Genomic DNA, 21070 nt, shown 5'->3' on the forward strand with positions numbered 1-21070 from the left:
ACACCAGCTGCTTCCTCATGAACACAGCTTAGACTTAGCCAATCAATTAATCCAATATCCTTTGTTAATCTTCAGTATTTATTTAAAAAATATACCAATAAATCGATATTATAGATAAAACCAAAAACTTTAACACTTTGTTTATAAAAATAAAATTATCCTAAAGGAGTATAGAGTTTTATTCTAAAAAATCCATAAGTCTTATTTTCATACAATTTTTGGAGATTTTCCACTCATTTTTAAATCTAAAAGTCAATTGTAAATTAGGCTATTTTTGCCAATGCAAAAAGTCAATTGATATGCTAGAAATTGAGAAGTTATTCATAAATATATTCTATTTAGATTTCTTTCATTCAAAACTGAGCAAAGACAGTAAAATCGTGCCTTTGAAACGCCTTTCCACCCTACTTAATTCCTACAAAAAATGTCGCTTTTCTCATCATTTTTTCACACAATGATTATTAAATATGGCATAATTTGAAACAATTTCAGGGTTTTATTTTCGGTATTTTTTTTATGAATCTGGAGCGAGTAGATCTTAATCTATTAATATATCTTGATGTACTTCTTCGTGAAAAAAATGTTACGCGCGCAGCCGAACAGCTTGGGGTAACTCAGCCTGCAATGAGTAATATTTTACGACGCTTACGTAATTTATTTAATGATCCGCTTCTTATCCGTTCTTCTGAAGGGATGACCCCGACAGAACGTGCACTTGAATTACAACCTCGTATTCGAGATGCCCTTTCTGATCTTTCTATGATTTTGGAACCCCGTACCGAATTCCGCCCTTATACAAGTAATCGCGTTTTCCGCATTATGACATCTGACTATGCTGAGGCAACTTTAGTTCCTCGTCTTGTCAAAGCTCTACGCTCTGAAGCTCCAAATGTTGTACTCGACTTTCTTACACCAAGTGATGTGTCTTATAGAGACATGGAACAAGGTAAAGTTGATCTTGCAATTAATAGATTTAATGAAATACCGCAAAGTTTCCACCAAGTTTTAGTTTGGCGTGATAGTTTCAGCTGTATTCTTAATGACAAACACCCTGCTGTAACCCATTTGAATCTCAAAAGCTATCTAGATGCACAGCATATCTGGGTTTCTAAAACTGGTATGGGTGTAGGCTTTGGTGTAAATCCAGATAAACAAGGCGGTTTAGGCTGGATCGATCAGGCATTAGAACGTATTGGTCAACGTCGTAAAATTTCTGTATTTACTCGTCACTACCAAATGCCAGCATTACTTGCTCAAAATGTTGACTTGATTGCCACCCTTCCAACTCGAATGGCACGCCTACAAACTCAAAATCCTAAACTGGTTATAAAGGATCCTCCTTTTTATATTCCAGAATTTGAACTTAAAATGGCTTGGTGCCCCTTATTACACCATCATCCAGCCCATCGCTGGTTGCGCCAACTTATTTTATTTGTTGCTCGTCAAATGATTGAAGAAGAAAACCGTGAATTTCTAACCAATAATTCGCAATTTTCTCACTATTAAGTAAATTTTGATTTAATTGTCGATTTTAGACATTATCTTCAAGCGCTGAGCAATCAATCTGATTACCTCAGCGCTTTTTTGTGTTAAAACATAGTCATAATAATGATGAACCTCGGGTGATTTGTGAGTCTCTTTCAAAATATCATTATCATCGTACTGCTCATCATCGCAGCAGGCTTTTTATCTTTAACTGAAATTGCATTGGCTGGCGCCAGAAAAGTAAAGTTAAAAATTTTAGCCGAAGCTGGCGAAGAACGTGCCCAACAAGTACTTGATCTACAAGAACAATCTGCCGATTTTTTTGCAGCTTCTCAAATTGGCCTAAATGCAGTTGCAATTTTAGGCGGTATTTTGGGTGAAGCTGCTTTTCGTCCTTTTTTCGTCACTTTAGTTGATCGTTTTTATGAAGGCCCTTGGACACAAACTATCGGTTTTGCCCTCTCCTTCACATTAGTAACTTCTCTATTTATTTTATTTGCCGATCTTATGCCAAAGCGCTTGGCAATGATTGCACCTGAAAAAATTGCAATTAGCGTTATTAACCCAATTCAAGTTTTTATTAAGGTGTGTAAACCCTTAGCTTGGGGAATTAATGCTATTGCGAATCTGTTATTTCGCTTATTTAAAGTCAATACAACACGCGAAGATAACATTACTTTTGATGATATCTCAGCGGTCATGGATGCGGGCGCTCAAGCCGGCGTACTTCAAAAACAAGAACACCACTTTATTGAGAATGTTTTTGAACTAGAAGAACGTACCGTACCTTCAAGCATGACGACACGCGAGAACGTCGTTTATTTCACCTTAAACGAACATGAAGATAGTATTCGTCAAAAATTAGCAGAATATCCTTACTCAAAATTTTTAGTGTGTAATGAAAATATTGATCAGGTTATTGGTTATGTTGATGCTAAAGATTTCTTAGTACGCATTTTAAATAATCAATCACCAACTCAATTAAATGAGTCTACCATTCGTACTGTACTCATGATTCCCGACACTCTCACACTCTCTGAACTACTTGACCGTTTTCGTTCTACAAAAGAGAAATTTGCTGTCGTTATCAATGAATATGCACTTGTTGTAGGAGTGATTACGTTAAGCGATATCATGATTACAGTTATGGGTGATTGGGTTACTCCTATTGAAGAAGAACAGCAAATCATTAAACGTGATAATAACTCTTGGTTAATTGATGGCAGCACACCAATTGATGACCTAAGGCATGCTCTTGAAATTGATGAAATGCCTGATGAAGAAAACTATGAGACGCTCGCAGGTTTCATGATGTACCGTTTACGCAAAATTCCACGTCCAGCAGATTTTGTGGAATTTGGTGGATATAAATTTGAAGTTGTCGATGTCGACCATTTTAAAATTGACCAACTTCTTGTAACTCGAATTTTAGAACAAACCGAAACACACTCATCAATTGATGAAAACTAATCGGTATTAATTTAAATGCCCCACAATTTAGCTGGGGTATTTTTTTAAACTAAATAACTTTTTTAAATATATGTAATAATTATTTTAGATTCATTTATTCAATTTGCTCTTTTAATCTAAAAGTATTATTATTTTATTTAGTAACTCTATTAAAGCTTAAATACTGAAAATTAATAAAATAATCTATATCTCTTAACTGCCTATAAAGTGATTAAGCTCCATTTACATTGTAAAAAAACTTATGTAATTTAGCTCAAAGTCAATCTCTAAATGCTTCTTCTTCTCATTTCAATCATCAAAATATATATAATTAAAAAAAATGCCATATAATTTTTATTTTTATAATACCTTTATATTATTTTATAATAGCATTCATTTATTATAAAACCATTATAACCTTAATATATATGTTCAGTATTTCATCTAAATATACCCATCCAAATGAATATATATTAACCAAATAAACTAAATATATTATTTGTCTTTTTAATAAAAATTAATAAGAATAACCAAGGTCAGAGTTTTGAATAAACTTGTTCAGTAAAACTATAGGCAAAGGATTGATTGTATGCTGACATTACTTGGTGTTGGCATGATTTTGTGCTTCATGTACTTAATCATGTCCAAACGTTTAAGCCCTATTATTGCTTTAATTCTCATCCCGTTTATTTTTTCTCTCATTGCTTGGGGCCTAGGTCATTACTTTGAAAGTTTAAGTCACATTGAACTTAAAGGTCTCAGTGAGATGATGCTGGATGGCATCAAAAAATTAGCGCCAACTGGCGTAATGCTTTTATTCGCAATTTTGTATTTTGCCTTAATGATCGATGCAGGTCTTTTCGACCCACCGGTTAAATGGATTTTGAAAAAAGTTAAAGGCGATCCTTTAAAAATTACTCTAGGAACTGTCTTTTTAACCACTCTCGTTTCTTTAGATGGTGATGGCTCAACCACCTATATGATCTGTGTGGCTGCAATGTTACCACTTTATCAACGTCTAGGAATGAACACACTCATCATGACTGCGCTTATGCTTTTATGTAGTGGTGTAATGAACCTAACGCCATGGGGTGGTCCTACTGCTCGTGCTGCAAGTGCGTTACAAGTTGATCCAAGCCATATTTTCGTACCTATGATCCTTCCAATGATCATTAGTATTGGTTGGTTATTCTTCTTAGCATATTTATATGGCCGTTATGAGCAAAAACGTTTAGGCGTGATTGAGCTTGAAAGTCATCATGGTGACAATATTACCGTGTCGAAAGACCCTGAAGCGACGCGTCCACATTTACGCAAAGTAAATATGGTACTTACTATTATTCTCATGATTGCATTAATCAAAGGCATTTTGCCAATGTCAGTGTTATTCATGCTAGCGTTCTGTATTGCAATGCTGATTAACTATCCTGATGTTGATATGCAGAAAAAGCGCATCGCAATGCATGCAGATAGTATTTTAGCTGTTGTAGGTTTAATTTTCGCTGCAGGTATTTTCACAGGTATTTTATCTGGTACAGGTATGGTTGAGGCGATGTCTAAAGAATTCGTCGCAATGATTCCTCCAAGCATGGGTCCATACTTGGCTCCGATTACCGCTTTAGTCAGTATGCCTTTGACATTCTTTATGTCAAATGATGCATTCTTCTATGGTGTTTTACCAATTCTTGCTGAAGCGGCTTCGCACTACGGCATTAGCCCAGAGGCTATTGCTCGTGCATCAATTGTAGGTCAACCAGTACACTTACTATCGCCTCTTGTTCCTTCAACTTACTTATTATGCGGTCTTGCTAAAGTTGACTTTGCAGATCATCAAAAGTTCACATTTAAGTGGGCATTTATAACATGTATGGTTTTGATGGGCACCGCACTAGTGATTGGCGTTTTCCCGCTCTTTAGTACACTTTAATTATTCTTCTAAAAATAAAAGCCCCAAACGGGGCTTTTATTTTTATTTATTTATATACTCAATCATGGCGTCTAAAAACGCATGAAAGTGCAAGCTAATATCTTCTTCTAAAATTTTATAGGCATTATCAAATTGCACCATTGGCCAACCTTCTTTCCAAAATGGGAAGATGTCATGTAAGTCATGAGTAACTATTGCATCTTCTCGAACAATCGCTTGTGAAATTTGTGCCAAAACTTGCGCTGTCTCTGCACCATCAATAGCTAAATAATCAATACCACGCGCTTTTAAAATACGAATTCGATCTTTTTTATAGCGAATTTTTTTAGCTTGAGCTGCATTTAAACCTAGTGCAAGAGTAACTGCCTCTACAAACTTTTCTTCAAAATTTGTATTCAGTGCCACTAAAGCCTGTTTATGTGCTTCCTGACGTCCTGCTTTTCCCCCGTTACGGATGATCTCATTTGCTTCCGTATCTAGCTTATCTTTTTTCATCGACTGTAAAATGTCTAAAATTTCGATATCGCTTAAAGATTCAGGAGATTGCTCAAACATAGGAGTCTCTATACATACAACTAAAGGCGTATTCTCTCATAAAAGCGATACTAAAGCAGAGTAAAATTTTAAATAGCTCATTATCTTGACTATTTTTATAGTCCTAACTTCATAGACTACACTCATAAAATCAAATAATTCTTTGGTTATAATTTTAATTATTTGCCAAAATAATTTTACCCTGATAATATTATTTTACCCAGATAAAAATATATGGCTAAAATGAATACTAAAATCACCTATACTGCCTTCACTGGAAGCACGCTTATTGCGAGTGACTCCCTTATTGAACTTGCAAAAAAACTCAAAGATCTTTCGAAAACAACGGAAAATATTCTGATTTTTAATGATCAAACAGGTCAACAAATTGATCTTGATCTTTCTGGTTCGGAACAAGAATTTCATCAACGTTATGGTGAACCGGAAGAAATTAAAAAAGTTGGACGACCTAAACTCGGAGTAATTTCTCGTGAAATCACTTTACAGAAAAAACATTGGGATTGGTTAGATCAACAAAGTGCGAGTGCATCAGCAGTAATTCGTAAGTTAATTGATAAAGAGTTAAATAACCCAAATTCTGAAGGTAATATTATGCTCGCTAAACAAGCCATCGACCGTTTTATGTCTGCCATGTTGGGCAATATGCCAAATTACGAAGAAGCAACACGTGCCTTATATCAAGGTGATCGAGATATATTTTTAAAGATGATTCAAAGCTATCCCAAAGATTTAAGAGAATATTTAAATTTAAAAACTCAAAGTATTTTCTAAACCCAATAAAAAACCCGCTTACGCGGGTTTTTTCAAAATCAATTCAGTCTATTAAAGACGAACTAATTCCACAACTTTTTCAGCTGCCTCTTCAACGGTTTCAGCAGTAACTTCTGTATCCGTACTTTCCACAGAAGTTGTGATAACCACAACACCTGTCTCACGCAATAAAGTAATTTGTTCAGCAGTTAAGTTGGCTTTTGCAATCGCAACCACACCTTGTTGGATCAATAAACTTTCTAAAACTTGAGCTTTCTCGATTAACTGTGCAGAAATCCCAATCACCGCTGGCTTTTGGCCCAAACGTGCAGCACGATCTTCAGCTGTTACAGGATTGCTATGTGCAGTCCATTCAACAGCAGCCTCAACCATACCTGCACCAACAGTTACGTTGCTTAAGCGGTCAATGAAGATGAATGAACCTGTATAACGAGAATCTTGATATTGATCAAACACAACTGGCGCATCGAACTCAACTACAACATCTGCAATTGCATTTAACTCAAGCTCTTCCACATGAGTATGTTCAAGTGTATTCACATTCACTCGATAGTGAATATTAGTGACTTTAGCAGGAACAGTCTGGGTACCAATCTTAACGTTGTATAACTTACCTTTCACGAGCGGATGTTCATTCATCCACACCACTGAAGCACGAACACTACGTGAAATTAACGGTTGCTCGCCAGCACGTACCAAAACGTTACCACGGCTAATATCAATTTCATCATTGAGGGTCAATGTAACCGCTTGACCCGCTACAGCCTGCTCAAGGTTTCCATCAAAAGTAACGATTTCTTTAACTGTTGAACGCTTACCTGATGGCAGTGCAACAATCTCATCACCAACATTGATTTCACCTAAAGCAACGGTACCCGCAAAACCACGGAAATCAAGATTTGGACGGTTTACATACTGAACAGGGAAACGGAATTCGTGTTTATTCGATTCACGACTGATTTCCACCGACTCAAGAATGCTCATCAAGGTTTGACCCTTGTACCAAGGCGTATGAGCTGACGGGTTTACAACGTTATCGCCATTTAAAGCAGAGATTGGTACAAACTGAATATTGGCTGGACGACGATCACCTAATTGGCTTACGAAAGCATCATATTCAATCTGAATTTCAGTGAAACGTTCAGGTGAATATTCAACCAAGTCCATCTTATTGATTGCAACAACGATATTTTTAATACCAAGCAAACTTGCAATAAACGTATGGCGACGAGTTTGAGTTTGCACACCATAACGCGCATCAATCAAGATGATTGCCAAGTCCGCAGTTGACGCACCTGTTGCCATGTTACGTGTATATTGCTCATGTCCCGGGGTATCCGCAATAATAAACTTACGCTTTTCTGTTGAGAAATAACGGTAAGCTACGTCAATGGTAATACCTTGTTCACGTTCTGCTTGAAGGCCATCTACCAGTAATGCCAAGTCTGGTGCATCACCCGTAGTTCCTACTTTTTTACTGTCACGCGTTACTGCTTGCAATTGATCTTCATAAATCAATTTTGAATCGTAAAGTAAACGTCCAATAAGCGTACTTTTACCATCGTCTACATTACCGCAAGTCAAAAAGCGTAGAAGGTCTTTTTGTTCATGTTGCTTTAAATAGGCCAAGATATCTTGACTGATTAATTCTGATTGATGAGACATTGCTCAAACTCCACAAATTTAGAAATTGTCTTAGAAATAGCCTTCTTGCTTTTTCTTTTCCATTGAGCCCGCTTCATCATGGTCAATCATACGACCCTGACGCTCAGAACTCGTGGCTAAAAGCATCTCTTGGATAATTTCAGGTAACGTATCTGCTTCAGACTCAACTGCACCAGTTAACGGGTAACAGCCAAGCGTACGGAAACGTACAGACTTCATCTGTGGAACTTCACCCTCTTTTAGACGCATACGCTCATCATCAACCATGATTAACGTACCGCTACGCTCTACTACTGGACGAACAGCAGAGAAATAAAGAGGAACGATTTGAATATTTTCTAAATAAATATATTGCCAGATATCTAACTCAGTCCAGTTAGATAAAGGGAATACACGAATACTTTCACCTTTGTTCACTTTACCATTGTAAAGATTCCAAAGTTCAGGGCGTTGGTTTTTCGGGTCCCAACGGTGTTTGCTATCGCGGAATGAATACACACGCTCTTTTGCACGTGATTTTTCTTCATCACGACGTGCACCACCAAAAGCAGCATCAAATTGATATTTATCCAAAGCCTGTTTTAAAGCTTGGGTTTTCATAATATCTGTATATTTTGAACTACCATGATCAAATGGGTTGATCCCAGCTTCACGGCCTTCTTTGTTCTGATGAACAATTAAGTCAAAACCATGAGTTTTTGCCATGTTATCGCGAAACTCGATCATGTCTTTAAATTTCCAACCCGTATCTACATGTAATAATGGGAATGGAAGTTTAGCTGGATAAAATGCTTTTAACGCAAGATGAAGCATCACAGCCGAGTCTTTACCAATTGAGTAAAGCATGACTGGGTTTTCGAATTCTGCAGCAACTTCACGGATAATATGAATGCTTTCAGCTTCAAGTTGCTTGAGATGTGTGAGTCTTGATTCAGTCATGAACACGTCCTTCTCTATCCATTTTGCCCATAAAATCTAGAAGTAGTATTAAACCACCACCTAGAAGACCATGTGGAGGAACGAGTGCCATAACAACTCCAATTTTTCGTGATAGATAATCCAACCACAAGCCTTTATATGGCTTATAGCATTAGTTATGCATTATAGTGATTTAAAACCGTTTCCTTTTGCTTGTTTTTTCATATTGATATTCGATTTAATCATATACATGTAATATGCTGATTCACTTGCATAACTTCATAATCGTAGCTTGTATAATCAACTTAAGCAAATCATGTTCTAGTCTTTAGTTTTCTTTAAAAGCCATAAAAAAAGAGAAGCATTAATCGCTTCTCTTTTCTAAAACATGATCTAATCTTAGAAACCAAACATTTTACGTTCTAATGGAATTTCAATTCCAATAGATGCACCTGCATCATTACCTTCAAGATCCGAATCACTTACCCATCCATTAATTTTTAATGGAAGATCAGGTTTGATGAAATGCGTCCAAGTTAAATCAAGTGCTTTAATTTCATCATCTTTAGGGAATGCTTTATTGATTGCCAAGTTAGATTGGTTAACTTTAACCACCATAGCGCGACCACTTAAACGGTTCATGACATCAAAGCGGATATCGCCACCCACCGAATACATTTGCCCATCACCGCCCATCGCGTGACCTAACGGGAAACCATGTTGGTAATAGCCATCCTTATAAATATAATGGTTATAAGAAATACCTTTTACATCACCATTGGTGCGTGTATCAGCCCATTCTGCATAAAGTTGATATGGCATATCATTGTAGCTTGACGAATAATCAGCCCCAGCTAAATACATCTTTTTAGATGGAAGTAACCCAGCCTCATCTTCACCCACGTATTGTCCATAAATACCAACAGGAGCATTTAAAAGAGATTGCAGATTCAAACGAGCATCAAATCCAGCAATTTGGTTAGACCTGTCTTCAGACGCATCATAAACATTATCATTACCTTTAATCGCATTCCATAAAGAATCCCAACTTTCAGAACGTCCCTCACCACCCCATTGTAAAGTTCGGGAAGCACCTAGTTCTAAATAAGGTAATGGTCTTGCAGTTACACGTAAGCCTAATAATTTAGCATCTGGAATTGCTTTATAATCATCTAATTGACCAGCAAATGCTTGGTATTGCCAAGGTCCAATCCAAGACAACCATTTTGTCTCAAAAGCATTTTGCACAGCACGTTGTGCAGTTACCCCATAAACTGGTCGACTAGCATCACCACGAATTAAGCTACCATCGTGTCCTGGCCCCCACCATGTTGGAATTTGACCTGCAACTACCCATTGATTCCAAAGTTTACCAGCGACATATGAACCTTCAACATTAACATCTTGACCATTATCAATTTGTGGGTCTTTTTCTGCATTTACTCGGATTTTAGCGTCCCAGTTTTCACCGCCAGCATTAAACTCTAACGAACCTTGATATTGAGCTTTTTGGTTATCACCGAATGCTTGAGGAATATTTTTGATATCAGTTTCAGCAAAAGCACCCACTTTAACTGTATTGTTATCTGCTTTTAATGCATTAAGTACTGAATTAATAACTTTTTGTTGAGCTGGATGCGTCACTTTTGCTTGAGAAAGTGCTCTTTGAATTTCATCACCACTTAAGGGCCAAGTTGAGGTGCTAATACTGATAACGCCTTGTTGATTTAACCAGTTTAAGTCGGTACGTAAGTCTTCATTATTTAGCACTAAACCTTGTGCAAAAATAGCGGATGAAGCAGTTGCCAATATTGCAATCGAAAGTGTTTTTCTTAGAAACATGCCAGCCAATTCTCAAAGTTATTTATGAGCAACACCTTAAATTTTTTATCACAACTTTGCAATTGTTAAACTGTGCAATTACATTTTTTAACGCTACCTGAAGATTGGTATAATTAGGTAAGTTTCTAGATATAAAAAGTAATAAAAAAGGCAGTATAAATACTGCCTTTTTGCATCGTAGAGGATTAACCTTCTTTACGGCGCATATGCGGGAATAAAATTACATCACGAATACTTGGTGCGTCAGCAAATAACATAACCAAACGGTCGATACCAATACCTTCACCTGCTGTTGGAGGTAAACCATATTCAAGTGCTTCAACAAACTCTGCATCGTAATGCATTGCTTCATCATCACCTGCGTCTTTTTCAGCAACTTGCGCTTGGAAACGTTCAGCCTGATCAATCGGGTCATTTAACTCGCTGAAACCATTTGCCAATTCACGACCGCCAATGAAGAATTCAAAACGATCTGTAACGTGTGGATTGTCATCATTACGACGCGCCAATGGAGAAGTTTCCGCTGGGTAATCAGTAATAAATGTTGGCTGACGAAGTTTAGTTTCAACAGTTTCTTCAAATACGATCGTTTGAAGCTTACCTAAACCAAAACCTGGCTTAACCTCTTCTTTCAACTCTTCACGAATAAATTTTGCAAGAAATTCGCGATCACTTACATTTTCAGGTGTGAACTGCGGGTTATTCTCTAAAATTGCATCGAACATAGAGATTTTCTTGAATGGTCCTTTGAAGCTAAATACTTCACCTTGGTAAGGAACATCAGTTGTACCTAGAATATCCAAAGCCAACTTTTCAAGCATATTTTCAGTCAATGCCATTAAGTCTTTATAATCAGCATATGCCTGATAAAACTCGATCATCGTGAATTCAGGGTTGTGACGTGTTGACACCCCTTCATTACGGAAGTTACGGTTAATTTCGAACACACGCTCAAAACCACCAACCACTAAACGCTTCAAATAAAGTTCAGGTGCAATACGTAAGAATAAAGGCATATCCAAAGCATTGTGATGTGTTTCGAATGGACGTGCAGAAGCACCACCTGGAATCACATGCATCATTGGCGTTTCAACTTCCATGAAACGTTCATTGTTTAAGAATGCTCGAATACCTGCAACAACTTTGGCACGGATTTCAAAAGTCTTACGTGTTTCTTCATTCACAATTAAGTCAAGGTAGCGTTTACGGTACTTAACTTCTGTGTCATTTAAGCCATGAAATTTATCTGGTAACGGACGAAGAGATTTTGTAAGAAGTTCAAAACCTTCAAGATGAACATATAAGTCACCTTTGCCTGAACGTCCGATATAACCTTCGGCAGCAATAATGTCACCAAGATCTAAACCTTTAATAGTTTCAAGAATATCTTTTGGTAAGCCTTTACGGTCAACATATAACTGAATACGACCTGTCATGTCTTGAATCACCATGAAAGAACCACGGTTTAACATGACACGGCCAGCCACTTTTACATAGACATGCTCAGCGCTTTCAATTTGTTCTTTCGACTGATCTTTAAATTGTTCTTGTAGATCAGCTGCGTAATGTTCACGCTTAAAAGTATTTGGCCAAGGACTCTTTCCAGTTTCCTTCGCAACATCTTGGATTTGCTTTAATTTGGCATGACGCTGTGCAATTAAATCGTTTTCGGAAATAGTTGGTTCAGAAGTCGATTGAGCGTTTTGTTGCGTCATCTCTGCCTCGATTAAGTAAAAATGAAGTGGCATAGCTTAACAGATTGCAGGAGTTTTTCGAATGATTTCAATCAAACAAAAATGAAAAAAGACAATTTATGGAAACGAGCCGTACTTTTTAAAGGCAAAATGACTTAGACCAATCGCTAAGATCATTTTTTAAAGCTTTTAGTAAAATATAAAAAAATCCAAATAACCTCGATATTCAAAGGCCCTTTTTGCCTTTTATTTTATCAATGAGATGTGTCGTAAATAATGAAAATTCTATTTTTACATGGCTTGGATTCTTCTCGTGAATCAACAAAGTTCCACGCCATTTTACATCCTGAAAAGTTTTGTATTGACGTTGATTATCGTAACCTAAGTTATGCGTCTGTTGAGTACTTTTATCATCAGGCTATTCAGACGATTAAACCAGATTTACTGGTTGGTCATAGCCTTGGAGGATATTGGGCCTTAAAAACTGCCGCTCAACATAAATTAGCTGTGATTGTGGCAAATCCAAGTCTTACGCCTAGCTTTCGACCTGATTATCCTCAGCTTTCCGAAGAAGAACTTACCCTCTCTAATCCTAAAATGGCTTATTTAGAATTAGGAGATGAGCAACTTGATATGTATCAGGTTCAAGAAAAACTTGCGCCCTACATGAATATTGAAACGTTTGAAGGCGGACATCATCGTTTAGCCTATCCTTCTCGCCTCAATGATTTGATTATGAAAATTTATAAAAAATATTTGGCTTAAATTGATGGCGATTGCCTATTTTACTTCTGCCAATTTCTTGATTACGTCAAATCCTTGAACGAAGCCACTTTTCAACATACCCATATATTCAGGTAAGGTGGCTAATTCGACTCTTAAACTAGTTATATTATCGTATTGGCTTAAAAAATATTTTTCTTGGGAACCACTCCAGCCTTTAACTTCTTCACTTTCTAAATCTTCCTTACCGTCCTTAATCATTCCTAAATGTTTAAAAATCAAGATTTCCGGCTTTTTCAATTCTTCAATGGTGGAGACCATGCCATTGCCTTCACCATCTAGGAAATAAGTTTTACCACCGATTTGCCAATCAGTACGCATTGAAGAGTCTGGAGCAAAAAATTTTGTCCAAGCATTATATGTCTCGTTATTCCAAAGTAATTCCCATACTTTTTCTATAGGCGCCTCAATTTCTACTTCGTATACTAAATTTTCCATACTTAACTTCCCTGATTTATTCCGTTCTTATACTGTCGAATTTTAATTTTCGTGTTTAATAATGACATCTGTTGAATCTTTATTTGTTGTTATTTAGCTTTCTTATTATATAAATCTTTTAAATGAGCAGACACTTTTTATTTCTTAATAATTTCACAAACAACATTAAGTTTAAAATTAACGTTAAGAATGTATTAGTTATTATTATTTTATGCTCAAGTTTTGCCTAAAAAACCACTTATTTGTCCTAACCTGCCATTCATCTTTGCTTACGAATGATTAAACTCCGTTATTTGCTTTACATTAAATGTAGAACTGCGTAAAAATTTGATATCCGATCAAAGGCACATTGGTTATTATTGACCGGATCGTGGTTACATTATTAATAGATGGAATAGTTTTACTGAAAGGCAGCTTTGAGCAAACTTATCAGTGCGGAGAGTCTCATGAAAAAATATCAATGTATCGTTTGTGGATGGATTTACGATGAAGCAGAAGGTTGGCCACAAGACGGCATTGCAGCTGGAACAAAATGGGAAGATATCCCTGATGACTGGACTTGCCCTGATTGCGGCGTTTCAAAAGCTGACTTCGAAATGATCGAAATCTAATGATTTAAAGCAAAAGGCCATGATTGACATGGTCTTTTTTACGAATATTACCCATTACCGTATTAAATAAACAATTCTAACTCTGGAGAGAAAAATGCATCCTATCGTCATTATCGGATCAGGCATGGCGGGTTATACCTTAGCACGTGAGTTTCGTAAACTTAGCCCAGAGCAAGAACTTGTGATGATTTGTGCGGATGATGCAGTGAATTATGCAAAACCAACATTATCAAATGCATTTGCAGGTAAAAAAGCACCTGAACAGATTGCTTTAGGTGATGCTGCTAAAATGGGTACCCAACTCAATATGCGTATTGAGCCTTTCACTTTTGTAAAAGAAATTTTAGCTGAACGTCATGAGCTTGTTCTTGAGAAAGATGGGGTAACTTCGAATCAACCCTATTCAAAACTGATTTTAGCGGTTGGTGCTAACCCAATTCGTCTTGCAATTGCAGGCGATGGTAGCGATGACATTCATGTAGTGAACTCGCTGATTGATTACCGTGCTTTCCGTGAAAATCTAGCTCAACGTAAAGACAAACGTGTTGTTATTTTAGGTGCTGGCTTAATTGGTTGTGAATTCGCCAATGACTTACTTCACAGTGAATATGACATCACTGTCATTGATTTGGCACCTCAACCATTAGGTCGCTTATTGCCAGGTCATATTGCTTCTGCATTCCAGCAAAATCTCGAAGAGGCTGGTGTTAAATTTGCTTTAGGCACAACCGTTGAAAAAGTCAGCAAAATTAATAATGGCGAAGATTATGCGATTACACTCGCAAACGGCCAAACTTTGGTAGCCGATATTGTTCTTTCAGCAATTGGTTTACAGCCAAATATTTCACTTGCTAAAAGTGCAGATATTCAAACAAGCCGTGGAATTATTACCAATAGTTTACTTGAAACAAATCAAGCCGATATTTATGCGATTGGCGATTGCGCTGAAGTAAATGGCACGCTACTTCCGTATGTAATGCCAATTATGCAGCAAGCTCGTGCTCTTGCAAAAACCCTCAGCGGACAACAAACTGCCGTGCACTACCCTGCTATGCCAGTTGCAGTAAAAACTCCTGCAGCTCCACTTACAGTGTTACCAGCTCCAGTTGATGTAGAAGTGAACTGGGAAACAGAAGAGTTCGACGATGGTATGCTTGCTAAAGCAATTGACAATGAAGGAACATTGCGTGGTTTCGTATTGTTAGGTGCGACAGCAGGTAAACAACGCTTAACTTTAACAAAGCTTGTTCCAGATCTTATTCCAGCCCAAGCATAAGGTTTGAATCAGGAATACTCTTTTGTGAGTATTCCTTTAAGGAATGAATAACATGAATAGTGCCTTACAGTTTAATGTTTCGCCGTATACATCTTTCATGCAAGAAACCAAGGTCAACTTAGGCAATGGTATTGAGCTACATGTAGAAGTAGGTGGAAAACCAGAACATCCAACCATTTTGCTGATTATGGGTCTTGGGGCTCAAATGCTTTTCTGGCCGGATTTCTTCTGTAAATCACTCATTGATCAAGGTTTTCGTGTTATTCGTTTTGATAACCGCGATATTGGCCTTTCTTCAAAAGTACGTCATGAAGGTAAACGGTTAAATACGGTTAAATTGATGGGTCGCTTTGCGCTCGGACTAAGTAATCAAGGTGCCCCTTATACTCTGCATGATATGGCAGATGATGTATCAATGCTTATTGACCGCTTAGGCGTGACTAAAACACATGTCATTGGTGCATCAATGGGCGGTATGATTGCTCAAATTCTTGCAGCAAAATATCCTGAAAAGGTTGAAAAATTGGGGCTCATGTTTACCAGTAATAATCAGCCTTTTTTACCCCCTCCTTTTCCGAAGCAGCTTTTGAGTTTAATTGGCAAACCTGAGTCACGTGACGAAGAAGGTATTGTTAATCACAGTTTAAAACTATTTCAATTGATTGGTTCACCTGGTTACGTCAACCAGATTGAAGCAATGCAAACTGCACGCAAACTTTATCAACGTAGCTATTATCCTGCTGGTGTACTTCAACAGTTTTTAGCAATATTATGTACAGGCTCCTTACTTCAACTGGACCGTGAAATTAAGCAACCTGCGTTAGTCTTACATGGCTCTCGTGATCGCTTACTTCCACCTAGTCATGGTAAGGCTGTAGCAAAAGCAATTTCCGGTGCTAAGTTTGAATTAATTGATGGAATGGGGCATGATATCCCTGCACATTTTATTCCTCAGCTTAGCGGTTTATTTGCGCATCATTTTAAATCATCATACTAGGACACTATGGCTGCATTACCCTCACTAAGACAGCTATCATATTTAGTTACGTTGTCGGAAACTTTGCATTTTACTGAAGCAGCACGCCGCTCTTTTGTCACGCAATCGACGTTATCAGGCGGCATCATGGAGCTTGAACGATTGTTAGGTGGCGTTCTGGTAGAGCGTGACCGTCAGAATGTGCGTTTAACACCATTGGGTGAACAAGTTGTTGCTCGTGCCCGTGTATTACTAGCAGATGCTCAAGATTTAATGCGATTGAGCCGTGAAATGAGTGAACCGTTAACAGGTGATTTGCATTTGGGAGTTATCCCAACCATTGCACCTTTTATCCTGACACGGTTACTTGATGAAGTGCATCAGCAGTTACCTAAAATTCAGTTGCATCTACATGAAGCTCAAAGTGAAAAAATTGTAGAGCGTCTAGAACACGGTAATCTAGACATGATTGTTCTTGCTCTACCGTTTGATACTAGAGGTCTAAAAGTCGCTGAAATCTCGAAAGAAAATTTGTACCTTGTATGTAGTAAGCAAGATACAAATGCTTTGCAAGCAAACTCACTAGATGATCTTGATTTATCGAGATTAATTTTGCTTGAAGAAGGCCACTGTTTACGTGACCACGTTTTAAGTGCATGCCCTATCGGTGAACGTAAAAACGACAACCGTTTAAAAGCAAGCTCTTTACCAACTTTAGTTGAAATGGTTTCTTCTGATTTAGGTTTTACCCTTTTACCAGAAATTGCAATTGATAACAGTATGATCAAGTTTAATGATCAAATTACTGCAAAACCAATTGAAGATGCCCCGAGTCGCACTTTAGCGCTAGTCACTCGTAAAAGTACGCCGCTACAAAGTGAATTCGACGTGTTACTGCAAATTATGCAGAAAATCACGACAAACCTACATGAATAAAAAAGGAGTCTTCGGACTCCTTTTTGTTTTACTGAGCTGTAAGCGATGCCCACTTAAACACCCAAGCAGACGGCATATTCAAACTATTATCAGCAATAATTTTTTCTCTAATAATCTGTGCTATAGCATAGTCGTTGGCTGGATCTATCATGACTCGTATTCCTTTAGTGGTTGAGCTGGTTACGACCTTATAGCCCTTTGCTTCAAGCTGTGACTGAACCCGATTTGCTTTATTTTGATTAGCTGCTAGTGTAACCTGTACCATCCACTTTTTTTCACCATTTTCTAAAATTTCTTTAGCAATCGCAGCATCAAGTTGTTTTTTATTTTCAGAATTTTTCTTTTCTTCTACTTTTTTTGTGTGAACTTCCTCATTTTTCTTTTGCGCTAAAAACTCATCTTGCTTTTGTTTTCTTTTTTGAATAATTATTGTTTTATTCCTTACCTCACTCTTTTTAGTTTTATCATTGGAAACGGGCGCAAAATAAGGATATATCGCTTGATCATCAAACCTTTGAAATACGATGATATCCCCATAACACTTCTGATCTGCGTAGGCCGCCACTGGCATTATCCCCAAAAGTATTCTAATAAGTAAATTTCTAATAAAGTATTGCATCTTATTCATTTACCGAAGTTAAGTATATTTAATGCGGCGTATTAAAGTAGATTTCACATGATTTGTATATTTTTAAAATTCAATGTTTTATGGGGAAAATCACATATTTTAAAAACATCTTGCTGTGCTTCAAATTATTATCGTTTACCCAACAACCATTTAGAAAAACTAATTAAATTATTTTGAATTTCAGTGAATTAAAAAAGCCGACATTTTGTCGGCTTTTTTAATTAAATTTAAAACTTATTATTTAATCATTTCTAATAGTGCCCGTTGAGCATTATGCAATTTTTCACCCTCTGCTGGCTCAGCACGCACCCAAGTACCATCTGACTGTAACAACCAAGCTTGCTGGTTATCTTGTAAATAGTTCACTAGGCCTTGTTGATAAATACGCTTTTTCAATGCAGGATCTTCCACAGGGAAACATGCTTCAACACGGTTAAATAAATTACGATCCATCCAATCTGCGCTTGAGCAGTAAATACGCGCATCGCCATTATTGCTAAAGTAATAAACGCGAGTATGTTCAAGGAAACGTCCTACAATTGAACGTACACGAATATTTTCTGATAAGTTAGGCAAACCTGGACGTAAACAGCAAATAGAACGAATAATCAGATCAATCTGAACACCCGCTTGAGATGCTTCATATAATTTATTGATTAATTGAACTTCCGTTAAGGCATTTACTTTCACAATAATTTGAGCTTTACGCCCCGCCTTAGCATTGGCAATTTCTTCATCAATAAAGTTGATGAGCTGAGCATGTAAGGTAAATGGTGCATGTAATAGCTTTTTCAATTTCGCCATTTTGCCCATACCAGTCAACTCTTGGAAGATACGGTGCACATCTTCACACAGATCTTTATCGGTCGTCATGAGACCATAATCGGTATAAATTCGAGCATTCATTGCATGGTAATTACCAGTGCCTAAATGAACGTAACGCACAAGTTTGTTGTTTTCACGGCGTACCACCATAATCATTTTGGCGTGTGTTTTATAACCAACAATACCGTAAACAACGACAGCCCCCGCTTCTTGTAAAACGTTAGCCACTTCAATATTTGACTCTTCATCAAAGCGGGCACGCAATTCAATAACCGCGGTCACTTCTTTTCCATTACGCGCAGCTTCCGCCAAAATCTGTACAATTTCAGAGTCAGCACCACTACGGTAAAGTGTCTGCTTGATTGCCAATACTTGTGGATCGCGAGCAGCTTCACGAAGTAGCTGAATCACGGGAGCGAAAGATTCAAACGGATGATGAAGCAAAATATCTTGCTTCTGCATTGCAGAGAAAATGCTCTCGGTCTTTTTAAACACTTTAGGTACAACCGGCGTATGTGAGTCATAACGCAAATGAGGGCGTTTAAAATTTGAAACCAGACGAGCCAAGTTTACAGGGCCATCAACTTTGTATAATTGCTCATCGGTTAAATCAAATTCTTCTAATAAGTACTCATAAATATGCTGCGGACAGTTATGAGTTACTTCTAAGCGAACAGCACGGCCAAAACGTCGAGAACTTAATTCACCTTTTAAAGCTTTTGCTAAATCTTCAACATCTTCATTTAATGCTAAGTCAGCATTACGTGTAACACGGAATTGATAGCATCCTGTTGCTGTCATTCCAGGGAACAAATCGGACACATGCTCATGGATAATTGCAGATAGCATGACGTGATGTTCTTTACCACCTGTTAACTCATCTGGCAGGCGGACAACGCGAGGTAATGAACGTGGGGCTGGAACCACAGCTAAATCAATTTGACGGCCAAAAGCATCTTTACCTTCTAAGGTAATAATAAAGTTTAAGCTCTTGTTTACGAGACGTGGGAACGGATGCGCTGGATCTAAGCTAATTGGAGTTAATACAGGAGCAACTTGTTCTTGAAAATACTTCTTAATCCAAGCTGACTGTGCTGGCGTTAGTTCACCACGACGGAGGAAGCAAATATCTTCTTCACGTAATTTAGGTAAGATTTCTTCATTTAAAATACGATATTGACGTTCAATCGCAGCATGAGCAGTTTCAGAGATTTTTTGTAAGACTTGTCTTGGCGTCAAACCATCAGGGCTACGACTCTCATTGCCCAGAGAAAATTGCTCCATCACCCCTGCAACACGAATTTCGAAAAACTCGTCTAGATTACGTGAAAAAATGAGCAAGAAATTCATTCGCTCAAGTAATGGATGTAAAGGGTCTACCGCTTGCTCCAATACACGCAAATGGAAGTCAAGAATAGACAATTCACGATTTATATAACGGTCATTATAACTATATTCTGTTGGGGTCGTTGGTGTAATCGCTGTATTCATGTCTAACTCAATTCTCTATCCAGCCAAAATCTCTATAAAACAGTATGCTGCAAAAATATGACAATTTGGTAAAAACTAAAAAATTTACACATCTTTAAAACATCATTATTCAGGAATCTGGGTGCTATTCATATAACGTAGAATAACGCGTTTTCTATATTGTAGTTTACGATCGTTGCGGTGATCTTGATAATATTTCGGATCAGGCAATAATGCGGCCAAAAAAGCAGCTTGTTCGCGCGTTAAGCTTCTCGCACTTTTACCATAATAATATTGCGCGGCTGCTTCTACACCATATCGATTTTTGCCAAATTCAACAGAGTTCATATATACCTCAAGAATTCGGCGTTTTGACCACATTCGCTCCATCATCCATGTGGCTATGGTTTCTTGGCCTTTACGAATAAATGAACGCTTATTGTATAAAAACAAGTTCTTTGCCAGTTGTTGAGACACCGTAGAACCACCAGCAACAACCTCTCCTTCTTCATTATTCCGCTCTAGAGCAAAACGAATGCCATCCCAGTCAAAACCATGGTGATGAATAAATTTTGCATCTTCCCCAGCTAAAATCGCATGCTTGAAATTGTCGCTAATATCATCATAGTCAAGCCATTCATGAATGATCGGCTCTGAGGTATCTGACCAATAATCAATTCGCATAAACATGGTGGTATCAACTTCATGTGTACGCCACCAAACCAAACTTGAGAAAATCCAAAGTTGAATAAGGAGAATTGCCCCAATAAAAATTAACAACACGCGAACAATAAAAGCTTTCATGTTCGTCCTGATCTCCT

20 protein-coding genes are annotated in these 21070 nt (G+C 37.5%); 10 read left to right on the plus strand and 10 right to left on the minus strand.

The window, feature by feature from the left end:
- Positions 1-516 precede the first annotated feature (516 nt).
- The 3 genes from J580_RS10565 (at position 517) to J580_RS10575 (ending at position 4861) form a co-directional block, all read left to right on the plus strand.
- A complete protein-coding gene (locus J580_RS10565) occupies positions 517-1506 on the plus strand; it encodes a LysR family transcriptional regulator (RefSeq protein ID WP_004703082.1) in 990 nt (329 codons plus the stop codon).
- Positions 1507-1629: 123 nt separating this feature from the next.
- Positions 1630-2955, plus strand: coding sequence for a hemolysin family protein (locus J580_RS10570; RefSeq protein ID WP_002117726.1), 1326 nt, complete (start codon positions 1630-1632; stop codon positions 2953-2955).
- 568 nt (positions 2956-3523) lie between these two features.
- Positions 3524-4861 (plus strand): CitMHS family transporter, encoded by a 1338-nt coding sequence (locus tag J580_RS10575; RefSeq protein WP_002117607.1) that lies wholly within the window; start codon positions 3524-3526, stop codon positions 4859-4861.
- A gap of 42 nt (positions 4862-4903) precedes the next feature.
- Here J580_RS10575 and J580_RS10580 read toward each other — a convergent pair whose 3' ends face one another.
- Complete coding sequence (locus tag J580_RS10580; protein WP_002117749.1) at positions 4904-5416, minus strand: hypothetical protein; 513 nt, start codon at positions 5414-5416, stop codon at positions 4904-4906.
- Between the two features lie 213 nt (positions 5417-5629).
- Here J580_RS10580 and J580_RS10585 point away from each other — a divergent pair, with 213 nt between their 5' ends.
- Positions 5630-6187: a DUF2239 family protein gene (locus tag J580_RS10585; protein ID WP_081403617.1), complete on the plus strand. Its 558-nt coding sequence runs from the start codon at positions 5630-5632 to the stop codon at positions 6185-6187.
- A gap of 51 nt (positions 6188-6238) precedes the next feature.
- On the opposite strand, the gene cysN is transcribed toward J580_RS10585, so the two are convergent.
- From cysN to lysS, 5 genes are all read right to left on the minus strand, one after another.
- Positions 6239-7852 (minus strand): sulfate adenylyltransferase subunit CysN, encoded by a 1614-nt coding sequence (cysN, locus tag J580_RS10590; RefSeq protein WP_032004144.1) that lies wholly within the window; start codon positions 7850-7852, stop codon positions 6239-6241.
- A 30-nt stretch (positions 7853-7882) separates the two neighbouring features.
- Positions 7883-8791, minus strand: coding sequence for a sulfate adenylyltransferase subunit CysD (gene cysD / locus J580_RS10595; RefSeq protein ID WP_032004146.1), 909 nt, complete (start codon positions 8789-8791; stop codon positions 7883-7885).
- Positions 8784-8915: a hypothetical protein gene (locus J580_RS23050; RefSeq protein WP_002117520.1), complete on the minus strand. Its 132-nt coding sequence runs from the start codon at positions 8913-8915 to the stop codon at positions 8784-8786. Before J580_RS23050 ends, cysD begins: the two co-directional genes overlap by 8 nt.
- 254 nt (positions 8916-9169) lie before the next feature.
- Positions 9170-10612 carry a capsule assembly Wzi family protein gene (locus tag J580_RS10600; protein ID WP_032004147.1) on the minus strand — a complete coding sequence of 481 codons (1443 nt, stop codon included), beginning with the start codon at positions 10610-10612 and terminating at the stop codon, positions 9170-9172.
- Between the two features lie 185 nt (positions 10613-10797).
- A complete protein-coding gene (gene lysS, locus J580_RS10605) occupies positions 10798-12327 on the minus strand; it encodes a lysine--tRNA ligase (protein ID WP_005070604.1) in 1530 nt (509 codons plus the stop codon).
- Between the two features lie 255 nt (positions 12328-12582).
- Between lysS and J580_RS10610 the strand changes: the two genes are divergently transcribed.
- Positions 12583-13071 (plus strand): YqiA/YcfP family alpha/beta fold hydrolase, encoded by a 489-nt coding sequence (locus tag J580_RS10610; RefSeq protein ID WP_032004148.1) that lies wholly within the window; start codon positions 12583-12585, stop codon positions 13069-13071.
- Between the two features lie 15 nt (positions 13072-13086).
- Here J580_RS10610 and J580_RS10615 read toward each other — a convergent pair whose 3' ends face one another.
- The gene (locus J580_RS10615; protein WP_032004150.1) at positions 13087-13527 is read right to left on the minus strand and encodes an SRPBCC family protein; all 441 of its coding nucleotides are present in this window, start codon (positions 13525-13527) and stop codon (positions 13087-13089) included.
- 446 nt (positions 13528-13973) lie between these two features.
- On the opposite strand from J580_RS10615, the gene rubA reads away from it, so the two are divergent.
- The 4 genes from rubA (at position 13974) to oxyR (ending at position 17326) form a co-directional block, all read left to right on the plus strand.
- Complete coding sequence (gene rubA, locus J580_RS10620) at positions 13974-14138, plus strand: rubredoxin RubA (protein WP_000760495.1); 165 nt, start codon at positions 13974-13976, stop codon at positions 14136-14138.
- A 94-nt stretch (positions 14139-14232) separates the two neighbouring features.
- Positions 14233-15414: a rubredoxin reductase RubB gene (gene rubB, locus J580_RS10625; protein ID WP_017387143.1), complete on the plus strand. Its 1182-nt coding sequence runs from the start codon at positions 14233-14235 to the stop codon at positions 15412-15414.
- A gap of 52 nt (positions 15415-15466) precedes the next feature.
- Positions 15467-16411, plus strand: coding sequence for an esterase EstB (gene estB / locus J580_RS10630; protein ID WP_032004151.1), 945 nt, complete (start codon positions 15467-15469; stop codon positions 16409-16411).
- 6 nt (positions 16412-16417) lie between these two features.
- Positions 16418-17326: a LysR family transcriptional regulator OxyR gene (oxyR, locus tag J580_RS10635; RefSeq protein ID WP_005070616.1), complete on the plus strand. Its 909-nt coding sequence runs from the start codon at positions 16418-16420 to the stop codon at positions 17324-17326.
- Positions 17327-17354: 28 nt separating this feature from the next.
- Here the strand turns inward: oxyR and J580_RS10640 are convergent, their stop codons facing one another.
- Entirely contained in the window at positions 17355-17945 is a 591-nt protein-coding gene (locus J580_RS10640; RefSeq protein WP_032004152.1) for an SPOR domain-containing protein, read from the minus strand.
- A 57-nt stretch (positions 17946-18002) separates the two neighbouring features.
- Between J580_RS10640 and J580_RS23055 the strand changes: the two genes are divergently transcribed.
- Positions 18003-18131: a hypothetical protein gene (locus tag J580_RS23055; RefSeq protein ID WP_081037648.1), complete on the plus strand. Its 129-nt coding sequence runs from the start codon at positions 18003-18005 to the stop codon at positions 18129-18131.
- Positions 18132-18191: 60 nt separating this feature from the next.
- On the opposite strand, the gene ppk1 is transcribed toward J580_RS23055, so the two are convergent.
- Both ppk1 and mtgA read right to left on the minus strand, forming a co-directional pair.
- A complete protein-coding gene (gene ppk1 / locus J580_RS10645) occupies positions 18192-20270 on the minus strand; it encodes a polyphosphate kinase 1 (protein WP_002117516.1) in 2079 nt (692 codons plus the stop codon).
- A gap of 105 nt (positions 20271-20375) precedes the next feature.
- Positions 20376-21053 carry a monofunctional biosynthetic peptidoglycan transglycosylase gene (gene mtgA, locus J580_RS10650; protein WP_002117784.1) on the minus strand — a complete coding sequence of 226 codons (678 nt, stop codon included), beginning with the start codon at positions 21051-21053 and terminating at the stop codon, positions 20376-20378.
- Positions 21054-21070: the final 17 nt, after the last annotated feature.

This window comes from Acinetobacter sp. 1542444 (genome assembly GCF_000581835.1).
Classification (GTDB): domain Bacteria; phylum Pseudomonadota; class Gammaproteobacteria; order Pseudomonadales; family Moraxellaceae; genus Acinetobacter; species Acinetobacter pittii.